Genomic DNA, 19,180 nt, shown 5'->3' on the forward strand with positions numbered 1-19,180 from the left:
TTCTTCCCCCTCGTTCGTCAAGTCTTATCTATTGTAACAAATTTATCGAAAGAACGTGAATCGAGCCTTCTGCCCTTTCGTTTTTTTTACAAATCACGGTATAATTCAAGTACAACATTTGAAGAATCGAGGAAAGTGAATGAATTCTAAACCAACCATCCCAGTCGGGGGACAGGCGCTCGTGGAAGGCGTCATGTTTCAAGGCCGCTCTGAAAGCGCATCTGCCATCCGGCGAAAAGATGGCTCGATCGAAACATTCGAGCAAGCGCGCATTCTTGTCCCTTGGGTCCAATCGTTAAAAAAAGTACCGTTCTTAAGAGGGATTGTCGCGCTTTACGAATCGTTAAAGAACGGTTCTGCACATATGAACTTTGCGAGCGATCGATACGATGTCGACCCGAGTGAAGATACGAACACGAGCGAAGACCAAAAACAGAGCATCTGGATGATTGCCTTCATCGCAATCGTCGGTGTCATCTCATACGTGTTTGGTAAATTGATTTTCAATGTGACGCCCGCACTGCTCGCGGCTATGTTTCAAGACGTGCCTTTATTTTCCGGACATGTGATTCAAAACCTCCTTGAAGGGGGAATAAAATTAGTATTGTTACTCAGCTACCTTTACTTGATATCATTGACGCCACTGATCAAGCGCGTCTTCCAATATCACGGCGCTGAGCATAAAGTCATCAATTGCTATGAGTCCGGTCGTCCGGTCACGGTTGAACAAGTACGCCAAAGCTCGCGATTGCATTATCGCTGTGGCTCGAGCTTCATTTTATTCACCGTCTTCGTCGGGATTGGCGTTTACATGATTGTGCCAATCGACCCGCTCTGGTTGCGACTCGTCAGCCGAATCGCGCTATTGCCGGTCGTCATCGGAATCTCATTTGAAGTCCTTCAGTTTACCAATCGTTTCCGCGACCATCGCTTTCTGTCAATCCTCGGCAAACCGGGCCTGTCGCTCCAATTATTGACGACACGAGAGCCGAATGATGAGCAGATTCAAGTCGCGATTGAAGCATTTGAGACATGGGAACGAAAAGAGTTAGGAGAATCGGTCATTCATAGAGAGGGATAAGAGGAGGAAGCACCATGATCAGACAAAGAGTCGGTTCGATCGCTGCAACAATCGTGTTTATCCTTGGCTTCATCGGGGTCGGGCATATGCTTGCCACCGATCCGGGTCGCCTGTTTAGACAATTGTTGTTCATCGGGATATTCGGGTTAGTCTTTTATGTGATCTATCGCGTCTTCATGGCACCACGTATGTCTGCAGAAGATGCACGCTATCGTAAAACCGCGCAAGCCTCAAAAAAACGAATGCAGGGAAGTCGTGGTCCTCAAGTCAAACCTTCCGCTTCCGCTAAAAACCGGAAAGCGAAGAAACCTGGTTCGAACGTCACCAAGTTATCTAAACGTTCAACCGTACATCGTAGCAATCCTCCACACTTAACAGTGATTGAAGGAAAAAAAGGCAAGAAGAAAAAGAAAGCAAACATGTAAAAGGAGCGCCGCGGCGCTCCTTTTTATGTCGTCTCTACATATCCGATATATGGAAGATTCCGATATTGCTCCGCATAATCGATCCCATATCCGATGACAAACTCATCAGGAATTTCGAACCCGACATAGTCTGCGTCCAATTGAACGAGTCGACGCGCCGGCTTGTCGAGAAGCGTACAAATTTTCAACTGTTTCGGTTGATGGAGTTCCATATGTTTACACAAGAATTTCAACGTCTGTCCCGTGTCGATGATGTCCTCGATAATGACGACATACTTTCCTTCCACATCTAAATCCAAGTCCTTCCGAAGCTGCACACTCCCACTCGAGACCGTCTTTTTCCCGTAAGAAGACGTCGCGACCGTATCGAGCTGAACGCTGCCTTTCATGTATCGCATCAAGTCTGCCGCAAAGACCATCGAACCCTTTAACACGGCGACGATCACGATCGGTGTTCCTTCTGCATCGTTCTCAATTTCTTCAGCCAACTCTTTCACACGTGTTTGAATCTGCTGTTCATCAAACAGTTTTCCTTTGATTTGAATCTTCATTTATCCGGCGAATGTTCGCCGTCACCCCCTATCTATTCAATCCACGATTCATCTTAACATAATAATAACTAAAAAATATACATTCTATGATAAATATGAATGATTCGTTCGTATTTTAGCGATGGTGAACCAAATAAAAAGCGACAATCGAGGTCGATTGTCGCTTTTCACATATTATTCCTCTGAAGCTCGCTCTTGTTCCCTAAATTCTCTGAATTGATCCATGAGCTCAGGCTTATCTTCAAAAAATTCCACAAATTGTGTCATACAGTCAAGCGTGTTCGAGCTGAGATGGTGTTCGATTCCCTCGACATCCTCGTACACATCTGCCTCATCCACTCCGATTAGACGTAAAAAAGACTCGAGCATCGCATGACGCTCGACCAATCGCTTCCCTACTTTTTGACCTTTTTTTGTAAGCATAAGACCACGATACTTTTCATACACCAGATATTCTTCACGGTCCAACTTTTGAACCATTTTGGTGACAGAGGAGGGATGGACCCCTAAATGTTCCGCAATATCAGATACACGCGCATAGCCTTTCTCTGACATCAACAAATAAATACGTTCTAAATAATCTTCCATACTCGGTGTCGGCATGGGCACGACCTCCCCTTATGTTCCGGTTTCCATTCTTTATTTTATCCTAACTAGAATGAAATCGAAAGGGAAAGCCCCGATTGATTGAGTCAATCATTGTCTCATGACCTTAAATTCATTATAATGAGATATGGTAACTTTGAAAGAGAAGGGAAGAACATCTATGGGACTCGAAACAATCCTCGTCATCCTCCTATGGGTTGCCTTGATCGCCTACATCGTATGGCGTTTCATGCCAGCTCGCGGGTTGAAAAAAATGAAACAAGAAGAATTCCGCGCCTCACTCCGTAAAGGTCAGTTGATTGACGTGCGTGAACCGAACGAATACAAAGGTGGACATATCGTTGGTGCTCGGAATATCCCGGTCGGCCAAATGAAACTACGCATGAAAGAACTGCGCAAAGATCAGCCGATTTTGATTTACTGCCAAGGTAGTTCACGTTCAAACCAGGCCGCTAAACTCCTGATGAAGAACGGATACAACAACATCTACATGCTCGAAGGCGGTTTCAAGAACTGGAAGGGTAAGATTAAAAAAGCATAAAAAAACGGGCGGGTCGATTCAATCATCGACTCGCCCATTTTTATTTTACAGATGACGCCTCACGACGCTCATATTTTAAGACCGGTTTACGGGCAGCGAGTGTCTCGTCCATCCGTTTGACGACCGTCGTATGAGGAGCCGTCTGAACGATCTCCGGATTCTCTTCCGCCTCTTTCGCAATCTGGAGCATCGCATCACAGAACGCATCAAGTGTTTCTTTTGATTCTGTCTCTGTTGGCTCCACCATGATACATTCCTCGACATTTAACGGGAAATAGATTGTCGGTGGGTGGTAACCGAAGTCAAGAAGACGTTTAGCGATGTCGAGAGTACGAACACCAAGGGCTTTTTGACGTTTGCCTGACAAGACAAACTCATGTTTGCAATACGTATCATATGGCACGTCGAACGCATCTTTTAGTCGCGCGAACATATAGTTTGCGTTGAGGACCGCTTCACGTGATACCCGCGTCAATCCTTCTGCGCCCATCGTCTTGATATAGCTGTAAGCTCGGACGTTGATCCCGAAGTTTCCATAGAATGGTTTGATTCGACCGATTGAGTGTGGTCGGTCGTAATCGAGACCATATCCATCATCTGTTTTCGTCACGATTGGAGTCGGTAGGAATGGGATTAAGTCACGTTTTACCCCGACTGGACCTGAGCCTGGACCTCCACCGCCGTGAGGACCCGTGAACGTCTTATGCAGGTTCAAGTGAACGACGTCAAAGCCCATGTCCCCCGGACGTGCGATTCCGAGAATCGCGTTTGAGTTCGCGCCATCATAATAAAGCTTCCCGCCAGCTTCATGAACGACTTTTGAGATTTCAAGAATATCCGCTTCGAATAGTCCAAGCGTATTCGGGTTTGTCAGCATGAGCGCAGCTGTATCCGCTCCAACTTTTGCCTTCAAATCATCCAAATCGACGAGACCGCGCTCATCCGACTTGACGGTCACCGTCTCGAATCCAGCAACGACTGCGGACGCCGGGTTCGTTCCGTGCGCCGAGTCTGGAACGAGTACTTTCGTACGAGCCGTATCCCCATTACGTTCATGGAACGCTTTGATCAACATGAGTCCCGTCCATTCCCCATGCGCCCCTGCCGCTGGTTGGAGTGTGACTTCGTCCATTCCTGTAATTTCAGCGAGTTGCTCCTGTAAGTCCACCATGAGTTCGAGCGCACCTTGAATCGTCTCAACCGGTTGCAACGGGTGAATATGTGCAAAGCCAGGAAGACGAGCCATATCTTCGTTCACTTTCGGATTATATTTCATCGTACACGAACCGAGCGGATAGAAGCCTGAATCGACCCCATGGTTTCGTGTAGATAGAGACGTGTAATGGCGAACGACATCGAGTTCAGATACTTCCGGAAGTTCCGCCGCCTCTTTTCGAATCATCGTAGCCGGTAACAACGTCTCAAGGTCAACCTCTGGGACAGTCGGTGTCGGCAAATTATATCCAGTCCGTCCTTCACGTGATACTTCAAAAATTAGCGTTTGCTCGTGTTGCATTATTTCATCCCCCCAACCACTTCGACAAACTGATCAATCTCTTCTTTCGTGCGCAATTCCGTCGCGCAAACCAACATCTGTGTCTGACGCTCCCCTTCATACGTACCAAGCGGTAGACCACCAATCATGCCATGCTCGAGCAGATGGCGCGATACTTCTTCTGCGTCACGTCCAAAATCCACCACGAACTCATTGAACATCGGTCCTTCGTCCACGATGTTGAATCCTGCAGCTTTTAACGCTTCTTTCATATAATGAGCAGTTTGAATATTCCGAACGGCCATATCACGAATTCCGTATTTTCCTAAAGCGGACATCGTAATCGAAGCAGCCAATGCGTTAAGCGCTTGGTTCGAACAGATATTGGATGTCGCTTTATCACGACGAATGTGCTGTTCACGCGCCTGGAGCGTCAACACGAATCCGCGTTTGCCGTCCTCATCGACCGTTTGACCAACAAGTCGTCCCGGTAGTTTACGCATCAAAGATTTTTTGACCGCGAAGTATCCACATGACGGTCCACCAAAACTTTGCGGAATACCGAATGGCTGTGCATCTCCGACCGTGATGTCCGCACCGAGTGCTCCTGGTGACTCAAGAATTCCGAGGGCGAGCGGGTTGCTCGAAACGACGAAGAGTGCACCGGCTTCATGAGCCAATTCTGCCAATGTTTCTAAGTCTTCAATACGACCGTAGAAGTTTGGATATTGTACGACAAGACACGACGCATCCGTCAAATCAAGGTCTGACACGTCCGTCACCCCGTTCACCACATCTGTGTAGTCAACGGATAGCCCCGGTCCGTCAGCATACGTACGGATTACGTCCTTCGCTTCAGGATGCACTGCACCAGAGACGACGACACGTTTTTTCTTCGTCTGCGCGCTCGCTAGGTAAGTCGCCTCAGCGAGAGCCGTGATTCCGTCGTACATCGAAGAGTTCGCAACGTCCATTTCTGTCAACTCACAAATCATTGTTTGGAATTCGAACATCGCCTGAAGTTCACCTTGTGAAATCTCAGGTTGATATGGCGTATACGCCGTATAGAATTCAGAACGCAAAAGCATATGGTTCATCACACTTGGCGAAAGATGATCGTACATCCCTGCTCCAAGGAAGCTCGGATATGATTTCGTATGTTTGTTTTTATCAGCCAACTTCGTCATATGACGAACGAGATCGACTTCCGGAAGCGGAGCCCCAATCGCCGCCAATGATGCTTGTTCGCGAAGTGTTTCTGGAATATCTGAAAGAAGCGCTTCGATTGAATCGACGCCGATTGTCTCTAACATGTCTCGTTCATCTTGTTCGGTCATCGGTAAATAACGAAATTCCATTCTGTTCATTCTGAATCCCCCTGTTTCATTTCGTTCGTTTATAGAAAGGTGTCGGTACGCGTTCGGCTTCAATCTTTTTGCCACGGATGTCGATGACAAAACGCTCTTCATCTTTGTAACGTGCATCGACTCGTGCCCATGCGATTGATTCATTTACAGTCGGAGGCATCGTACCGGTCGTGACAACGCCGATTACATTCCCATCCAATTCAACTTGCGCCCCTTGGCGGGCAATCCCACGACCGAGCAATTTCAATCCGATCAATCGATTCGGAATATTCTCTTTTTGAGTGACGAGTGCTTCCTTACCAACAAAATCAGTATCTAGCTTAACTGCAAAATTGAGATTCGCTTCGAATGGCGTGACCGACTCATCCAACTCATGACCGTAAAGCGGCAAGCACGCTTCGAAACGTAATGTATCGCGTGCGCCCAGCCCACATGGGGTAACACCCTCGGCTTCAAGCGCTTCCCAGATGGCAGAAATCGCTTCTGCTCGAGCATAAATCTCGAAACCATCTTCCCCAGTATACCCACTTCTAGAGATGATCGATGGCACACCCGCCACGTCCCCATTCATGAATTTGAAGAACCCGATTTCGTCGAGTGCCACATTTGTGATAGTTTGAAGTACGGATTGTGCATTCGGTCCTTGAATCGCAATCTGACCATATTCATCAGATTCATTTGTCACAACCACGTCACCCTTGACGTATCGACGAATGTGGGCTTCGTCCTTTTCAATATTTGAAGCATTGACGACGAGCCAATAAGCGTCCTCATCTAATCGATAGACAAGCAAATCGTCCACCACACCGCCGTCTTCAAGACAGAGAAGGTTATACTGGGCTTGACCAACTTTAATCTTCGAGATATCATTCGTCACCAAGTTTTGAACTTGCTCAAGCGCATCCGGCCCTTCGATTCGAATTTCTCCCATGTGAGATACATCAAACATCCCCACGTTTTGACGTACAGCCAAATGCTCTTCTTTAATCGAAGAGAACATAATCGGCATTTCAAATCCCGCAAAATCAACCATCTTCGCCTTCGGTTCAATCAAATCGAACAAAGGCGTACGTTTCAAAGTAACCTTTTCCATAATATCCCCCAATCCCGAACATAAAATGCTTTTGTTTTTGAAATCTTTCGTTTTCCATTCCACTTTAACAATTTTTATTCCTTCTGCATAGGTAAAAAAGCGAAAAAGAAAAAGGATGAAAAACGAAAACGTTTTCATCCTCATTATTTCATATTTTCGACTCGGTGGAAACGTCAGAACGTTCAATTCCCGCTGTCCGTTTGATTTCATGAGTTAGCTCAACGGCGGCTTGCTTTAATTCAATCGATTCATTCTTCGCATTGACCCCAAACTCTTTTATTTGAGTAACGGATCGATTGACCGCATCCACGTGCCCTTTGATTTCATTGACCTGTTGACCAATCACATCCGCCCGAATTTTAAAACGTTCCGTCAGACGATTCAAACGACCAAATTCTGGTTTCATTTTGTTTTTGAACAAGAGATAACCATATATCCCAAGTCCGATTAATGAAAATACGATGATGGCAAAATTAATCCAAATCATACTTTTTCCCCCTTTATACGGATGATTTGCTTGGCGATGTCTTCAGGCGATTGAGATGCATCGATGGATACACTCGCTTTTCGATATAATTGATCACGTCGTTGAAACAACGCATGAACATCCTCCCGTCCTCTTTTAACAAGTGGCCGCGCAGAATCTTTGATTCGTTCCCAACACATGTCGAACGGAAGATTTAAATGGATCATCGTACCACGTTCTCGCATCCAACATATATTTTCAGAGCGTTCCACCACTCCACCACCGGTCAGGATATAGTCAGCAGTGACTTGTTGCAGTACTTTTGACTCAACATCACGAAACGCAGACTCACCGTAGCGGTCAAAATATGTAGCGATCTCCATCCCAGTCATGGACTCAATGACTAAATCAAGATCGATGACCTCCCCATATTCTTTCAGAAACGAGAATAAGGTAGATTTACCTGTACCCATAAACCCCACGATATAAAACGGGTTATCATTCATAAACAATCACCTCTTTATGCCGTTCACCAGATGTTAGCACGATATTCACTTCAGTACGATTCGGTGCAATCGGACGACACGTCAGAGTTCCCGTTGGTTTATGCAGCGTTAACGGTCGATCACCGCAACGCTCCTTCGCCAATAAGAGATGCGATTCGAAGCGAATCGCTAAGATTTCCTCTGACAGTCGCCTCGTCGTTCGTTCCACATCAGTATACCAAAATAACGCGGCCCCGAGTAACCAAACAACGATGGTCAAGGTGATGACGAGAAAGAATCCTGTTTCATGCACATGACGTGCCGCTCTCTTCTGAACGATGAATCGGTCCATGCGATTTGAAAACCCTTTCCGACCGTTTCGACATGATACTGCTCGATTCCTCTTAAAAAGAGTAAGTTTCCTCCTCCATCTCCGACCATGACCAAATTGCCATTTACTTGTTTGATTGTCCATGACCACCGCTCCTCATCCGATTTGACGAAATCACCTCGTAACCGCCCTTCGTCAACACGACAGTTCTCGCTATCCATCAGACGGCGCACAATCAGTTGAGGCGTCGTATGATGATTCCATTTAGGCTGTTCATAAAGATGTTGACCGAGCGTGAGCAGTTCAACCAAAAGGAAAAGAAATATGGGAAGGATCAGCAAAACGACCGTCATTTCAATCATCGTAAAGCCCTTTTCATAATGTCGGTAAACAAAATCCTTTCTCACACACTTGCTCACGCCCTGTTGGTTCAGTGGCTTCAAGCAGAACCTCTCCTTGTAATCGTTCATAGATGAAAAGCGTGTCACTCAACCGTTGGATTCGTTCGTTCCCTTGCACGACAAAGGATGCCATCCATCCCATGATGACCGCAAGACTGACAGTCAGCTCCCATAACGAGAAACCCGATTCATCCACTTTCACGAATAATCACCTCCGGCTCATACGTCCCGATTCGAAATTTGAGCGTCACCGATGTCTTTCCACTGACGAATTTCCATTGTCCCGCATAAGAGGCGGTCGCTTGTGAAAAGGTCAACGTGTTGTACGTCGGAAGATATACATCCACCCCATCAGGAACATCAACCTCCCTGACGATCTCTCTCCCACACACAATCAGATAAGTTTGTTGTTTCGAAATCCAAATCAATCGCGGCACACAATCTCCCTCTTCTGAAATATAGGGAAATTGCCCAGCTTCTTGAATATTCGCTACCAATGAATCCGTAAAATTGTAGAGTTCCATTCGTTCGAACGGTCTCGTAATCGGTGCACTCATCAATACTAAGAACGACAATACGACAAGTACCCATGTCATTTCGACCAAGGTGTAGCCTTTCATTGTTTTTTTAAGGAGCCATCAGTCGGAGAATACGTATAGGTCGAGGATTGACAGCTATAAATGAGTGGATCTGCAGCCGATGCACGCTTAATCACTTCTAACGTTTCAGGATAGGCCTTATGTTCCGCGTAGTGCAAATTGATTTCAGATTCAACGATTCGAACGCTACCTTCGCAACTCACTTGGTCAGCACGAGATTTCCCGTCCGACAAAGAAGGGACAAGCAATAAGAGAAGAACGGATATAATGAGTAATACTGCCGCCATCTCAACTAATGTGAACCCACGCTCTTCCTTCATTTCATCTTTCTCCTTTCACAATTGAGCCATAATGAGTTTGACCGGTAAATAGAGTGTGTAAAAAAGAACACCGATCATGACACTGAGGATGCCGTATAAAGACGGTTCAATTTTCTCAATCAAACCCCGACTATATTGCTCCATCTCTTCGAATACAAGATCGCGATGAAGAGACATCAATTTACCAAGTTCCCCACTCATCGAACCCACACCTAATAGACTCACGACCTCATGATCGATAAACGGTTCACACCTCGTCGCCGCTTCAATCCCTTCACCTTCAGACATGCGATGGTGAATTCGCTTGGCCATCTCTGCCATTTCCCCCTGTTCCTCGGCTAGCCGACTGATAATCTGCCTGATATTCGTTTCAGTATGTTGGAGCAAGGACAACTCACTTACAAACACATAGGTCATATAAAGTGTTTTCCCACGTCTCCATACGTAAAAAGGGAGCTCTACTCCTCGACGATGGAATCCATATATGAGAACCGAGATTGCCACGAATATAGAAAACAGTACAGGAAAGAACCAATTCGACAATAGAATCGACCCCACACCGCCATGCGACGAGACATCTACCATCCCCATTAATTTCGGGAAAATGTATAAGGCATAAATCATGCCTAATGCAAGTAGGATGAAGAAGATAATCAACGGATAGCGAATTAGCCTCCGCAGCTCCTGCTTTAACCGTTGTCGCATCTCGAGCACCATCGCCACTTGCGACAATCCATCCATAAATCGTCCGTTGTGGTCCGCCGTATGTAAAATCTCTTGCATCTGCCGATTCGTGATCAAGATGGAAAATACCTCAGACAAACTCACACCCGCTTCTAGACGAATCCTCATCTCTCGAATACAGTCTTTCATTTTTCCCTTCTCATGAAGTTCAAGCGTCTCCATGGTCACTTTCAATGACACGCCTCGTGATTGTAGACGAAGAAAACGATGAATCAGTCGGATCGATGGGATTACCGGAACGTCGACCATTCGCAAGTCACCTCCTGATTTCGAGTCAGTACACACCAATGTCTTTCCACGGTCACCTTACCAAGAAGTTGCATCAGCCGCTTTTCCCCATCCTGAATCGATGCGGTATGAAAGGTTGTAATCGTCAAATGCCCACTGAGCGACGCATCGTATGCGACCATCAATTCTTCATCGGTCCGTACCTCGCCAATCACGATGATATCCGGGTCGGCGCGAAGCGTCTCTTTCAACAAGTGTCGATGGCTGAGTCCAGCCTTAGCATTCACTTCCAGCTGAATGACACCATCGACCATTTGTTCAGGAGGATTTTCAATCGTCACAATTCGCTCATGCTTCAGCTGATTCAACAGGGCATACAGTACCGTCGTCTTACCTGCTCCGGTAGAACCCCCAATAAAGAAAAGACCATGATGTGATGCCACGACTTTCTGAAATCGTTCCACATCGTGTGATTGTAACAGGTGCTGGAGTTCAAACGTGTCATGGGGAATGCGCCAAGACATTAACGTCTGGGCGAACGACGGGAGAAAGGTCACCCGGATGACATCTTGATTCAATTCATAGACCCCGGATTGTGGAATGCGTTGATTAGATTCAGGTAGTGAGCACCAATATCGCATATGATATGTAAGACGATCATACAGCTCTGCATCCATCGATTGAAGCGCAGCAAGCTTACTAGCAGAACGGACTTGAACCTTCACTTGGTTTGCATCGGGTATAAAATGAAGATCACTCGCACCGATTTGACGTGCTGCATCTACTAAATCCTCAATGAGTTCCTTCATCTCGTTCACCTCGATACAAGCATAAAAAAAAGCCCACTATGTTGAAAGTGGACTTGTTTTATGAAACTTGAACCGCTGCAGTGTTGTGGCGACGTGCATATGTTTCGATTGAAACCTTGTCATATCCGACAATCACTTCTTTTCCATCAGTTAAGATTGGACGCTTCAAAAGTTTTGGGTTTTCGCTCATCAGCTTCAGAAGCTCGCTTAATTTCAAATCCTCCACGTCAACATCAAGTTGTTTGAAGGCCTGGCTTCGTGTCGCAAGGAGAGAGTCGACTCCTTCCTCACTAATTGCAAGGAGTTGCAACAATTCATCAACTGTTGGTGCATCTCTGAAAATGTGACGCTCACTCACTTGAAGTTCTTGTTCCTGTAAAAACGCTTTCGTCTTCCGACAAGAAGTACAGCTTGGATACGTGTAAAACATTAGTTCTGATGCCATTTTTATGTTCCTCCCTCATTCAACTTTCACTTCGCTCATTTTGTATAAGTTGATTATACATCTCTATACCCCGTTTGTACATGTTTTGTGCAACTTTTTTATAAATTTTGTACAACTTTATTTACCGAAATGATTTCACATATTTTTCACGATTATTTTGCTCAATTATCACGTTTCCATAGCATTTTTTCGAATGTGTTGGTAAAATAGTGAATGAGAATGGAATAATGCACGTATGGGGGGATTAACATGGCAAGAATGTTTCGTGTCCTAGGCTTTTGGACTGGACTAGTGGCGGCACTTGCTTTCGTAGGCGCACTAGGCGGCGACCAAAGTAGTAGTGAACATACTGGCGACTTTATCGTTATGGGACTTGTCTTCTTAGCACAAACGATTTTCTTCGTCGCTCTTGGTTACTTAAAGCTAACTGAAAAAACGTATGTATATGTCTTTGGTGCGTATTTGACAATTTTCTTCGTTGTCTTTACGTATTGGAGCAACTTCCAAATGTAAAAAAAGATTGTCTCGCCGGAGACAATCTTTTTTTATGTGAAGAACGGATTTGTCCGCTTTTCTTCTTCTAGTGTCGTCTGAGGACCATGCCCCGAGTATAGAGTCGTCTCATCAGGAAGGAGCTGCTTCATCCGATCGATGGACCCCATTAATGTCGACTGGTCTCCACCAAACAGGTCTGTCCGTCCGACGGATTGCTTAAAGATCAAGTCGCCACAAAAGGCGATTCTTTCATCATCCATATACAATACGACACTCCCTGGGGAATGACCCGGTGTATGATAGATTCGAAATACGATGTTCCCAATTTCCAATACATCGCCTTCATATGTTTTTTCTGACGGTTTCATTGAAGGCATCGGCAAGTTGAACGCAGAAGCGCCATTCTTTTCGCCATCTGTCAGCCAATCTGCTTCTAAGCGGTGTACATAGACTGGCACCTGGTAACGTTCACGGAGCGCATCAATTCCTCCGATATGATCGAAGTGCGCATGAGTTAACAGGACGGCGGATAGTGTACCGAAACGTTCGATCGTGTCGAAGAACCTCGGGTCATCCGTTCCGGGGTCAATGACGACGACTGTGCCGTCTTTTTCAATGACATAGCCGTTCTCTTGTGCCAAGCCAGACGTAATCTTTTTGATTTGCATTGGATTCATCCCCTTCTTATTCAAAACAATATTGTGGCAAAATTGTTTCGATGTCAACCTTTGCTCGACAGCGACTCTATAATCGGATAAAATAATAATGATATTTCAGTGAAATTTTTATGAATTTCATGACGTATAATTAAAGGGGGAACTCGTCATGCATTTGTATGAACCGTTCGGATGGATTTCCGTCATCGTCGCGATTGTGGCTATTTGGGGAATGCTTCGTTCATTCCAAAAGCGCCAATTCTTTCCGCTCGTATTTGCAGGTTTAACTGTACTCGTATTCGGATTCTTTGGTGTCGCCACGTTGATCTACGGTGGAATTCCAGGTTAATGATTCGCATACGCAATCATCAAGCGACTTCGGTCGCTTTTTTTATGCCTTTCTATACGTTCATTCCCTCTACATAAAACGGACCAAATCACTATGTGACTTGGTCCGTACTTATTATTCTTCAGTTTGTTCTTTGAAACGGAGTAAGTCGGAGTAAATCAAATCATCGTTCATTTGCAAGATTTTTTCCGCTTCTTCCGTCATCGGACCACATAACGATGTGTCTTCGACAACTTCACCAGAAGTCGCGTTATAACATGTCGACTGTGTCCAAACATATTCATCCGTCACGACCGTTCCATCGCGGAAAATCGCTCGACTGTTTCGATTTTCAGAGAATAAGTCGTTTCCGAATCCAATCGTATCTGACGTGTCGATTCCGAGTAAGTGCAAGATGGTCGGTTTCATGTCGACATGACTACCGATCGTCTCATGCACTTCCCCTTCTTTCTGGTCAGGCAAGTGAATGGCAAACGGAACTTGTTGCAACTTCGCCACGTCGAATGGTGTCAACTCATCTTTGCCGAGTAGCTCGGCCATCGCACTGTTGTGGTTCGTCGAAATACCGTAATGGTCACCGTAGACGACAAAGATTGTATCTTCCCACATTCCGTTCTCTTTCAACTGGTCGATGAAGAGACCGAGTGCGTAATCTTGATAAGCTAGTGCTTGCGGGAAGTTGTTCAACGTAGTTGAGCTCGTTTCAAATTTTGGTACAAGCTCATAGTCTTCACTTGGCATCGTGTACGGGAAGTGGTTCGTCAATGTGATGAACTTCGCGTAGTACGGTTCAGGCAATTCTTGAAGCATTGGAATGGATTGCTCGAAGAAGCTATCATCTAAGAGACCCCATTCTGTCATATCTTCAGGATTCCCGAGGTCATAACTCTTTTCATCAAAGAATTGATCGACGCCAATGTTCTTGTACATTTGATCACGGTTCCAGAACGATTTGTTATTCGCATGGAACACGGCTGAGTAATAATTTTCGTCCTTGACCAACTCTGGGAGCGCTTGATATTCATTATCGGCGTTCGTAAAGTATACAGCACCACGCGGGAGTCCATATAGTGAGTTATCGAGTGCGAACTCAGCATCAGAAGTCTTCCCTTGACCGACTGTATGGTAGTAATTCGGCCAGTAGTGAGACTCTTCAATCAGTTTGTTCAAGTTCGGCGTGATGTACTCTCCATTCGGTGCCTTCATGTTGTGAGTAAAATTCTGCGCAGATTCGAATGAAACCACGATGACATTTTTCCCTTTATATTTTCCGAATAAATCCGGATTCGGCGCCGCATAGTTTTGACGGGTGAATTGTTCAATCGTTGCGAGTTCTGATTCATCCGCCATCGCTTTTTGAGCCGATGTTTTCGTTTGGAGCATGGCATCATACACATGGAAGTTAAATGTTCCGATGTTTTTCACCAACAGCTCACGGTCAAATGAACGAGTCAACAATTCAGGTCGTTCCGTTTCTGCTAACGAAAGGTTGAACAAGAAGACAGAGACCGCTACGACGAATGTGACGAGCGCACGTCGATGTGAAGCTGCATTCTCTTTCATGTTCATTCGCCATAAGATAAACGGAAGGACAAACACGTCACCAAGAATGATTAAATCTTTCCATTCAAGAAGCGAAGTGAATGATGTCGATAACGTCTCCATGTTCGATGGTTGCATGATGACAGGCATTGTCAAATAGTCCGTGAATTCCCGATAATACACGGCGTCCGCAAACAAGATAAACGATGCAATCGCATAGAGCGTGTAGAGCACCCATTTTTGTTTGTTTCCTTTAAAGAAGAAATGGAAGGCAAACAAGAATAGTGTCGAACTGATCGGGCTAATCAGTAAGATAAAAGCTTGTGCGGTGTTTTCAATCGGAATGTTGAAGAAAAATTGATAGACGATATACGTCTTCGTCCAAAGCAATAACGTAAAAATCCAAAATAGACGATATTCTTGAAACGAAGCGCGGACCGTGTCGTTCAGTCTCGTCGATAGCTTCGAAAAGCGTTGAGATGAATTCATCTGACGGTCTCCTCCTCTTTTCAGTTTTCGGCATGTTTTAGTTGCCATTCTTTTTATATTTGTTCATTCATTGTACAATTCGGATTGAATAGTACACGTCCAGTATCAAGTCCAAATCTTACCCCTTTTTTAATAAAAAATCAACTGTGACGTTACAAATTTTACAATATCCCATACCCTTTCCCACAAAAAAACACGCCTGCAATGTGCAGACGCGTCCGTTTCATACTCGTGTCGGAAGGAAGTGTTTCCGTGCCAGCCAAGCACATCCAATCACACCGGCATCGTTTTCGAGTTCAGCGATTTTGAATGTTGTCGACTCGTATACCCGCTCGAGCGCAAACCGTTTGAACTGTGCATCAAGCGGCTCCAATAACGCGTCACCAGCTTTTGAGACACCTCCACCGATGACAATCATTTTCGGATTGAGCGTGTTCGCGATGTTTGAGATGGTCAAGCCGAGGTATTCCGTCATCTCTTCAATGACTTCTGTCGCGATCGAGTCACCAGCCTTATATGCTTCAAACACGTCACGTGCAGTCACTTCTTTTAACTCGTTTAATGAAGTATCTTGATTTTTACGCTTCTGTAACGCCAAACGCGAGATGCCGGTCGCTGAAGCAATCGTCTCAATACACCCGAGGCGACCACAACCACACTTCACAGCTTTCGTTTCGTCTCGTTCCACGGTAATATGCCCGATTTCTCCGGCCATTCCTGCCGTCCCATGAACGATATTTCCGTTCGTGATCACGCCACCACCGACACCTGTACCGAGCGTGATCGCCAATAATTCTGATGCCCCTTCGCCGGCACCTTTCCACATCTCACCAAGGGCCGCGGCGTTCGCATCATTTTCGAGCACGGCCGGAAGACCGACTGCTTTTTCGAACTCACTCACGAGAGCAAAATCTTTCCACCCGATGTTCGGAGAATATTCGACAACTCCTTCTGAGAAGTTGACGAATCCTGGTGCCCCGATTCCCGCACCCGCAAAATCTTCTTTCTTCTTACCTGATGTTTGTAAGTATGTTTCAAAAGAAGCTGCGATGTCTTTTGGAATATGTACACCATTCTCTCGAATATCCGTTTTGACTTCCCACTTATCCGAAATGATGCCGTTCATGTCTAAAACGGCCATCTTCACCGTCGTACCACCGATGTCGATACCTAATAACCATTTCATACCGTTCACTCCTCATCTCAACTAAATCGCTTTCATTGAATAGTGTACACTATTATCCCCTTAGTGCAACCCTTTGCACTAAGGGGATTTCTGTCAATCTGTTGAATTTTTTAATTCGTGGGTCAAAATGATTTTGGCCGTATCGTACACACGTTGTTCGATGATGCCCCCTTCATACAATTCGTCGAGTTCCATCATCATGAGTGAGATTTCAGCATCCCGTTCTCCGATGTAAATAATGGTACCGAACGATTTTAAAAACTGTTGGACATCATAAAAGTTTTTCATGCTTCTTCCTCCATCGTCGATTGTACATAACGATTTAACAATTCTCTCGTTGCTTCCATTGATGACACATGCGTTCGCTCATAACTATGGCTCGATTCGATTCCTGGCCCAATCAAGGCATGTCGCACATCATACCCTGCTCGAATCGCCGCCGACGCATCTGACCCATAATACGGATAAATATCTACCTTATACGGGATCTCATGAGCTTTACACAACGCCGTGAACTTCCGTCGTAACCCGATATCATACGGTCCAGACGAATCCTTGGCACAAATCGAGACTGTGTACTCATCGGAATGCTGTCCATCCCCGAGCGCGCCCATATCAACGGCAATGTATTCCACGACGTCTTCCGGAATACCCGCGTTCCCTCCAAATCCGACCTCTTCATAATTCGAAATCAAGAAGTGAACGGTATGCGGTAAGTCATAACGGATTAAGTCTTTCGCAAGGTCCAATAGAATGGCGACCGACGCCTTATCATCCAAGTGGCGTGATTTCACGTATCCTGAAGAGGTCACTCGAAAGCGTGGATCGAATGAAACGAAGTCCCCGATTTCAATCCCAAGCGCCGTCACATCTTCACGAGAATGCACTTTTTCATCCAATCGGACTTCGATGTTTGATGCAGATCGCTCGGCAGAGTTCGTGTCCTTATAGACGTGAACACTCGACTGATGGATCAAGATCGTCCCTTCAATCGCCTCTCCTTCTTCACGGTGGACGAGGCAGTTCTCTCCCTCAATCGCCGTCCATGCGTATCCTCCCACTTGAGTCAAACGAAGACGCCCGCTCGGCAAGATGTCTTTGACCATCGCACCGAGTGTGTCCACGTGTGCCGTCAACAGACGCGCCTTGTCAGAACGACCTGAAAATGTGGCCAGCAGTGCCCCTTTATGTAGACGTGACGTCTTGACACCCAATGCATTCAATTCTTGCTCCGCGAAGCGGATGGCCTCTTCCGTCATCCCGGAAGGACTCGGGATGTTAACGAGTGTTTTTAATGTTTCAATCATTGAATTCTCCCCTTACCAAAATCCGTACCCGACGAATAGTCCAAACATCGAGATGGTGAGTACGGAAAATAAGATTCGTTGTATACGGTTCTTCTCATCCGGTAGCCCGACGACTCCAGAAACGACAAAACCTCCAATCAGACCTCCCGCATGTGCGAAATGGTCAAGACCTGCACCTAATACAAACGCAAGTCCTACGTTTAATCCTAACATAATAAAGAGCGGAGGTCCGAGCGTCTTCATGAAGAGAGAACGATCACGCAACCCAAAGTATAAGAGCGCACCGACCAATCCAAATAACGCTCCTGAAGCGCCTGCTGATATCGATTCGCTGAATGCAAACGATGCGGATGTCGCTAATATTCCACTGAGCAGATAGATGATTAAAAATCGTATGGAGCCGTACATCCGTTCGACGAGCGGACCGAGCGACCAGAGTGCAAACATATTAATCGCAAAATGGAACCAACCGATATGCAGGAACATCGGTGTAATCAAACGCCACCATTCCCCTTGTTCAATCAACGGGTTCACTTTGGCCCCGAATGCGACCAGCGTGTTCGGATCAAGCGTCGAACCGACCGATTCAGCTAACCACATGACTAAAAAGGTGACGAACAGTAGCCCATACACCACTTGTGGTTTCCCGAAAGAAAATCGTTTCTTCAGCTCCGCCTTCTTTTTTCGGTCGAGGGAGACCGCCAGCAGTCGGAACCGGTCTTCTTCCATAGTCGGTGTGCAAATCGAACGGGACAATGTCACTTTCGCAGGGATTTGGAACGTCAACGAGTCTACACGCTCTTCATCCACGAGACGCTCACCATAAACATGAATGGTCAATCGTTTCCGCCCGATGCGAGATAAGCGAAATGCGTTCAAAATCGCGTGTATATCCATCCCAACGTGATTCGCCCATGCTTTTTCAGTCTGAATGAACAAATCATACCGATCACCTGCTTTCGTATCGAATAAGATGACCGCACGGGAGGGTTCGAGTATGCCTTCAATTCGCCCACCGTTTTCGACTCTTCGATAAATATCTTCCCAAAAACAAGTTGTCGCCAAAGAAACCCCTCCTCTCTCTCAATTCTATTGTAAATCACGACACGACCCACGACCAAACGATGATTCGTTCTATATGTATAAAAACCCGTAACCATATGGCTACG

26 protein-coding genes are annotated in these 19,180 nt (G+C 45.8%); 5 read left to right on the top strand and 21 right to left on the bottom strand.

The features are described from left to right. Positions 1-139 precede the first annotated feature (139 nt). A complete protein-coding gene (locus tag EAT1B_RS02625) occupies positions 140-1,081 on the top strand; it encodes a DUF1385 domain-containing protein (protein WP_012726580.1) in 942 nt (313 codons plus the stop codon). A gap of 14 nt (positions 1,082-1,095) precedes the next feature. Next, entirely contained in the window at positions 1,096-1,506 is a 411-nt protein-coding gene (locus EAT1B_RS02630; protein WP_012726581.1) for an SA1362 family protein, read from the top strand. Between the two features lie 23 nt (positions 1,507-1,529). Here EAT1B_RS02630 and hpt read toward each other — a convergent pair whose 3' ends face one another. After that, complete coding sequence (gene hpt, locus EAT1B_RS02635) at positions 1,530-2,057, bottom strand: hypoxanthine phosphoribosyltransferase (RefSeq protein WP_012726582.1); 528 nt, start codon at positions 2,055-2,057, stop codon at positions 1,530-1,532. Positions 2,058-2,231: 174 nt separating this feature from the next. After that, on the bottom strand, positions 2,232-2,660 hold the full coding sequence (gene mntR / locus EAT1B_RS02640; protein WP_012726583.1) for a transcriptional regulator MntR: 429 nt from the start codon (positions 2,658-2,660) through the stop codon (positions 2,232-2,234). Positions 2,661-2,823: 163 nt separating this feature from the next. Between mntR and EAT1B_RS02645 the strand changes: the two genes are divergently transcribed. Continuing rightward, positions 2,824-3,204 (top strand): rhodanese-like domain-containing protein, encoded by a 381-nt coding sequence (locus EAT1B_RS02645; RefSeq protein ID WP_012726584.1) that lies wholly within the window; start codon positions 2,824-2,826, stop codon positions 3,202-3,204. Between the two features lie 40 nt (positions 3,205-3,244). On the opposite strand, the gene gcvPB is transcribed toward EAT1B_RS02645, so the two are convergent. The 13 genes from gcvPB to EAT1B_RS02710 all read right to left on the bottom strand — a co-directional run bounded on the left by gcvPB (position 3,245) and on the right by EAT1B_RS02710 (position 11,987). Continuing rightward, positions 3,245-4,720, bottom strand: coding sequence for an aminomethyl-transferring glycine dehydrogenase subunit GcvPB (gcvPB, locus tag EAT1B_RS02650; protein WP_012726585.1), 1,476 nt, complete (start codon positions 4,718-4,720; stop codon positions 3,245-3,247). Continuing rightward, positions 4,720-6,057 carry an aminomethyl-transferring glycine dehydrogenase subunit GcvPA gene (gcvPA, locus tag EAT1B_RS02655; RefSeq protein WP_041918053.1) on the bottom strand — a complete coding sequence of 446 codons (1,338 nt, stop codon included), beginning with the start codon at positions 6,055-6,057 and terminating at the stop codon, positions 4,720-4,722. Before gcvPA ends, gcvPB begins: the two co-directional genes overlap by 1 nt. Before the next feature lie 25 nt (positions 6,058-6,082). Then, positions 6,083-7,159 carry a glycine cleavage system aminomethyltransferase GcvT gene (gene gcvT, locus EAT1B_RS02660; protein WP_041918054.1) on the bottom strand — a complete coding sequence of 359 codons (1,077 nt, stop codon included), beginning with the start codon at positions 7,157-7,159 and terminating at the stop codon, positions 6,083-6,085. Positions 7,160-7,307: 148 nt separating this feature from the next. After that, positions 7,308-7,646: a hypothetical protein gene (locus tag EAT1B_RS02665; RefSeq protein ID WP_012726588.1), complete on the bottom strand. Its 339-nt coding sequence runs from the start codon at positions 7,644-7,646 to the stop codon at positions 7,308-7,310. Further along, positions 7,643-8,131, bottom strand: coding sequence for a shikimate kinase (locus EAT1B_RS02670; RefSeq protein WP_012726589.1), 489 nt, complete (start codon positions 8,129-8,131; stop codon positions 7,643-7,645). The genes EAT1B_RS02665 and EAT1B_RS02670 overlap by 4 nt, the downstream gene beginning before the upstream one ends. Beyond that, the gene (locus EAT1B_RS02675) at positions 8,124-8,423 is read right to left on the bottom strand and encodes a hypothetical protein (protein WP_041917913.1); all 300 of its coding nucleotides are present in this window, start codon (positions 8,421-8,423) and stop codon (positions 8,124-8,126) included. The genes EAT1B_RS02670 and EAT1B_RS02675 overlap by 8 nt, the downstream gene beginning before the upstream one ends. Then, the gene (locus EAT1B_RS02680) at positions 8,387-8,911 is read right to left on the bottom strand and encodes a prepilin-type N-terminal cleavage/methylation domain-containing protein (RefSeq protein WP_081432698.1); all 525 of its coding nucleotides are present in this window, start codon (positions 8,909-8,911) and stop codon (positions 8,387-8,389) included. The genes EAT1B_RS02675 and EAT1B_RS02680 overlap by 37 nt, the downstream gene beginning before the upstream one ends. Continuing rightward, positions 8,817-9,044, bottom strand: coding sequence for a hypothetical protein (locus tag EAT1B_RS02685; protein WP_012726591.1), 228 nt, complete (start codon positions 9,042-9,044; stop codon positions 8,817-8,819). Before EAT1B_RS02685 ends, EAT1B_RS02680 begins: the two co-directional genes overlap by 95 nt. After that, the gene (locus EAT1B_RS02690; protein ID WP_235439563.1) at positions 9,031-9,438 is read right to left on the bottom strand and encodes a prepilin-type cleavage/methylation domain-containing protein; all 408 of its coding nucleotides are present in this window, start codon (positions 9,436-9,438) and stop codon (positions 9,031-9,033) included. Before EAT1B_RS02690 ends, EAT1B_RS02685 begins: the two co-directional genes overlap by 14 nt. A 20-nt stretch (positions 9,439-9,458) precedes the next feature. Continuing rightward, positions 9,459-9,761 (bottom strand): prepilin-type N-terminal cleavage/methylation domain-containing protein, encoded by a 303-nt coding sequence (locus tag EAT1B_RS02695; protein WP_012726593.1) that lies wholly within the window; start codon positions 9,759-9,761, stop codon positions 9,459-9,461. 15 nt (positions 9,762-9,776) lie between these two features. Next, positions 9,777-10,754 (bottom strand): type II secretion system F family protein, encoded by a 978-nt coding sequence (locus tag EAT1B_RS02700; protein WP_012726594.1) that lies wholly within the window; start codon positions 10,752-10,754, stop codon positions 9,777-9,779. Further along, positions 10,736-11,542: an ATPase, T2SS/T4P/T4SS family gene (locus EAT1B_RS02705; protein WP_012726595.1), complete on the bottom strand. Its 807-nt coding sequence runs from the start codon at positions 11,540-11,542 to the stop codon at positions 10,736-10,738. Before EAT1B_RS02705 ends, EAT1B_RS02700 begins: the two co-directional genes overlap by 19 nt. Before the next feature lie 58 nt (positions 11,543-11,600). Continuing rightward, the gene (locus EAT1B_RS02710; RefSeq protein ID WP_012726596.1) at positions 11,601-11,987 is read right to left on the bottom strand and encodes a Spx/MgsR family RNA polymerase-binding regulatory protein; all 387 of its coding nucleotides are present in this window, start codon (positions 11,985-11,987) and stop codon (positions 11,601-11,603) included. 249 nt (positions 11,988-12,236) lie between these two features. On the opposite strand from EAT1B_RS02710, the gene EAT1B_RS02715 reads away from it, so the two are divergent. Continuing rightward, positions 12,237-12,500 carry a DUF2626 domain-containing protein gene (locus EAT1B_RS02715; RefSeq protein WP_012726597.1) on the top strand — a complete coding sequence of 88 codons (264 nt, stop codon included), beginning with the start codon at positions 12,237-12,239 and terminating at the stop codon, positions 12,498-12,500. A 32-nt stretch (positions 12,501-12,532) separates the two neighbouring features. On the opposite strand, the gene EAT1B_RS02720 is transcribed toward EAT1B_RS02715, so the two are convergent. Next, a complete protein-coding gene (locus tag EAT1B_RS02720) occupies positions 12,533-13,150 on the bottom strand; it encodes an MBL fold metallo-hydrolase (protein ID WP_012726598.1) in 618 nt (205 codons plus the stop codon). 157 nt (positions 13,151-13,307) lie between these two features. On the opposite strand from EAT1B_RS02720, the gene EAT1B_RS02725 reads away from it, so the two are divergent. After that, positions 13,308-13,487, top strand: a complete 180-nt coding sequence (locus EAT1B_RS02725; RefSeq protein ID WP_012726599.1) for a DUF2759 domain-containing protein — start codon at positions 13,308-13,310, stop codon at positions 13,485-13,487. Between the two features lie 114 nt (positions 13,488-13,601). Here EAT1B_RS02725 and EAT1B_RS02730 read toward each other — a convergent pair whose 3' ends face one another. The 5 genes from EAT1B_RS02730 to EAT1B_RS02750 all read right to left on the bottom strand — a co-directional run bounded on the left by EAT1B_RS02730 (position 13,602) and on the right by EAT1B_RS02750 (position 19,076). Continuing rightward, a complete protein-coding gene (locus tag EAT1B_RS02730; protein ID WP_012726600.1) occupies positions 13,602-15,518 on the bottom strand; it encodes an LTA synthase family protein in 1,917 nt (638 codons plus the stop codon). Positions 15,519-15,741: 223 nt separating this feature from the next. Continuing rightward, positions 15,742-16,704, bottom strand: a complete 963-nt coding sequence (locus tag EAT1B_RS02735; RefSeq protein WP_012726601.1) for an ROK family glucokinase — start codon at positions 16,702-16,704, stop codon at positions 15,742-15,744. A 93-nt stretch (positions 16,705-16,797) separates the two neighbouring features. Continuing rightward, on the bottom strand, positions 16,798-16,992 hold the full coding sequence (locus EAT1B_RS02740) for a YqgQ family protein (RefSeq protein ID WP_012726602.1): 195 nt from the start codon (positions 16,990-16,992) through the stop codon (positions 16,798-16,800). Then, on the bottom strand, positions 16,989-18,011 hold the full coding sequence (locus EAT1B_RS02745; protein ID WP_012726603.1) for a M42 family metallopeptidase: 1,023 nt from the start codon (positions 18,009-18,011) through the stop codon (positions 16,989-16,991). Before EAT1B_RS02745 ends, EAT1B_RS02740 begins: the two co-directional genes overlap by 4 nt. A 12-nt stretch (positions 18,012-18,023) precedes the next feature. Further along, the gene (locus tag EAT1B_RS02750; RefSeq protein ID WP_012726604.1) at positions 18,024-19,076 is read right to left on the bottom strand and encodes a rhomboid family intramembrane serine protease; all 1,053 of its coding nucleotides are present in this window, start codon (positions 19,074-19,076) and stop codon (positions 18,024-18,026) included. Between the last annotated feature and the right edge of the window lie 104 nt (positions 19,077-19,180).

Origin of the sequence: Exiguobacterium sp. AT1b (assembly GCF_000023045.1) — a bacterium.
Lineage (GTDB): Bacteria > Bacillota > Bacilli > Exiguobacteriales > Exiguobacteriaceae > Exiguobacterium.

Bases quoted from the DNA above. Each gene is read 5' to 3' on its own strand.
- EAT1B_RS02625 (WP_012726580.1), top strand. From the start codon at position 140: ATGAATTCTAAACCAACCATCCCAGTCGGGGGACAGGCGCTCGTGGAA.
- EAT1B_RS02630 (WP_012726581.1), top strand. From the start codon at position 1,096: ATGATCAGACAAAGAGTCGGTTCGATCGCTGCAACAATCGTGTTTATC.
- hpt (WP_012726582.1), bottom strand. From the start codon at position 2,057: ATGAAGATTCAAATCAAAGGAAAACTGTTTGATGAACAGCAGATTCAA.
- mntR (WP_012726583.1), bottom strand. From the start codon at position 2,660: ATGCCGACACCGAGTATGGAAGATTATTTAGAACGTATTTATTTGTTG.
- EAT1B_RS02645 (WP_012726584.1), top strand. From the start codon at position 2,824: ATGGGACTCGAAACAATCCTCGTCATCCTCCTATGGGTTGCCTTGATC.
- gcvPB (WP_012726585.1), bottom strand. From the start codon at position 4,720: ATGCAACACGAGCAAACGCTAATTTTTGAAGTATCACGTGAAGGACGG.
- gcvPA (WP_041918053.1), bottom strand. From the start codon at position 6,057: ATGGAATTTCGTTATTTACCGATGACCGAACAAGATGAACGAGACATG.
- gcvT (WP_041918054.1), bottom strand. From the start codon at position 7,159: ATGGAAAAGGTTACTTTGAAACGTACGCCTTTGTTCGATTTGATTGAA.
- EAT1B_RS02665 (WP_012726588.1), bottom strand. From the start codon at position 7,646: ATGATTTGGATTAATTTTGCCATCATCGTATTTTCATTAATCGGACTT.
- EAT1B_RS02670 (WP_012726589.1), bottom strand. From the start codon at position 8,131: ATGAATGATAACCCGTTTTATATCGTGGGGTTTATGGGTACAGGTAAA.
- EAT1B_RS02680 (WP_081432698.1), bottom strand. From the start codon at position 8,911: ATGAACGATTACAAGGAGAGGTTCTGCTTGAAGCCACTGAACCAACAG.
- EAT1B_RS02690 (WP_235439563.1), bottom strand. From the start codon at position 9,438: ATGACATGGGTACTTGTCGTATTGTCGTTCTTAGTATTGATGAGTGCA.
- EAT1B_RS02695 (WP_012726593.1), bottom strand. From the start codon at position 9,761: ATGAAGGAAGAGCGTGGGTTCACATTAGTTGAGATGGCGGCAGTATTA.
- EAT1B_RS02700 (WP_012726594.1), bottom strand. From the start codon at position 10,754: ATGGTCGACGTTCCGGTAATCCCATCGATCCGACTGATTCATCGTTTT.
- EAT1B_RS02705 (WP_012726595.1), bottom strand. From the start codon at position 11,542: ATGAAGGAACTCATTGAGGATTTAGTAGATGCAGCACGTCAAATCGGT.
- EAT1B_RS02710 (WP_012726596.1), bottom strand. From the start codon at position 11,987: ATGGCATCAGAACTAATGTTTTACACGTATCCAAGCTGTACTTCTTGT.
- EAT1B_RS02715 (WP_012726597.1), top strand. From the start codon at position 12,237: ATGGCAAGAATGTTTCGTGTCCTAGGCTTTTGGACTGGACTAGTGGCG.
- EAT1B_RS02720 (WP_012726598.1), bottom strand. From the start codon at position 13,150: ATGCAAATCAAAAAGATTACGTCTGGCTTGGCACAAGAGAACGGCTAT.
- EAT1B_RS02725 (WP_012726599.1), top strand. From the start codon at position 13,308: ATGCATTTGTATGAACCGTTCGGATGGATTTCCGTCATCGTCGCGATT.
- EAT1B_RS02730 (WP_012726600.1), bottom strand. From the start codon at position 15,518: ATGAATTCATCTCAACGCTTTTCGAAGCTATCGACGAGACTGAACGAC.
- EAT1B_RS02735 (WP_012726601.1), bottom strand. From the start codon at position 16,704: ATGAAATGGTTATTAGGTATCGACATCGGTGGTACGACGGTGAAGATG.
- EAT1B_RS02740 (WP_012726602.1), bottom strand. From the start codon at position 16,992: ATGAAAAACTTTTATGATGTCCAACAGTTTTTAAAATCGTTCGGTACC.
- EAT1B_RS02745 (WP_012726603.1), bottom strand. From the start codon at position 18,011: ATGATTGAAACATTAAAAACACTCGTTAACATCCCGAGTCCTTCCGGG.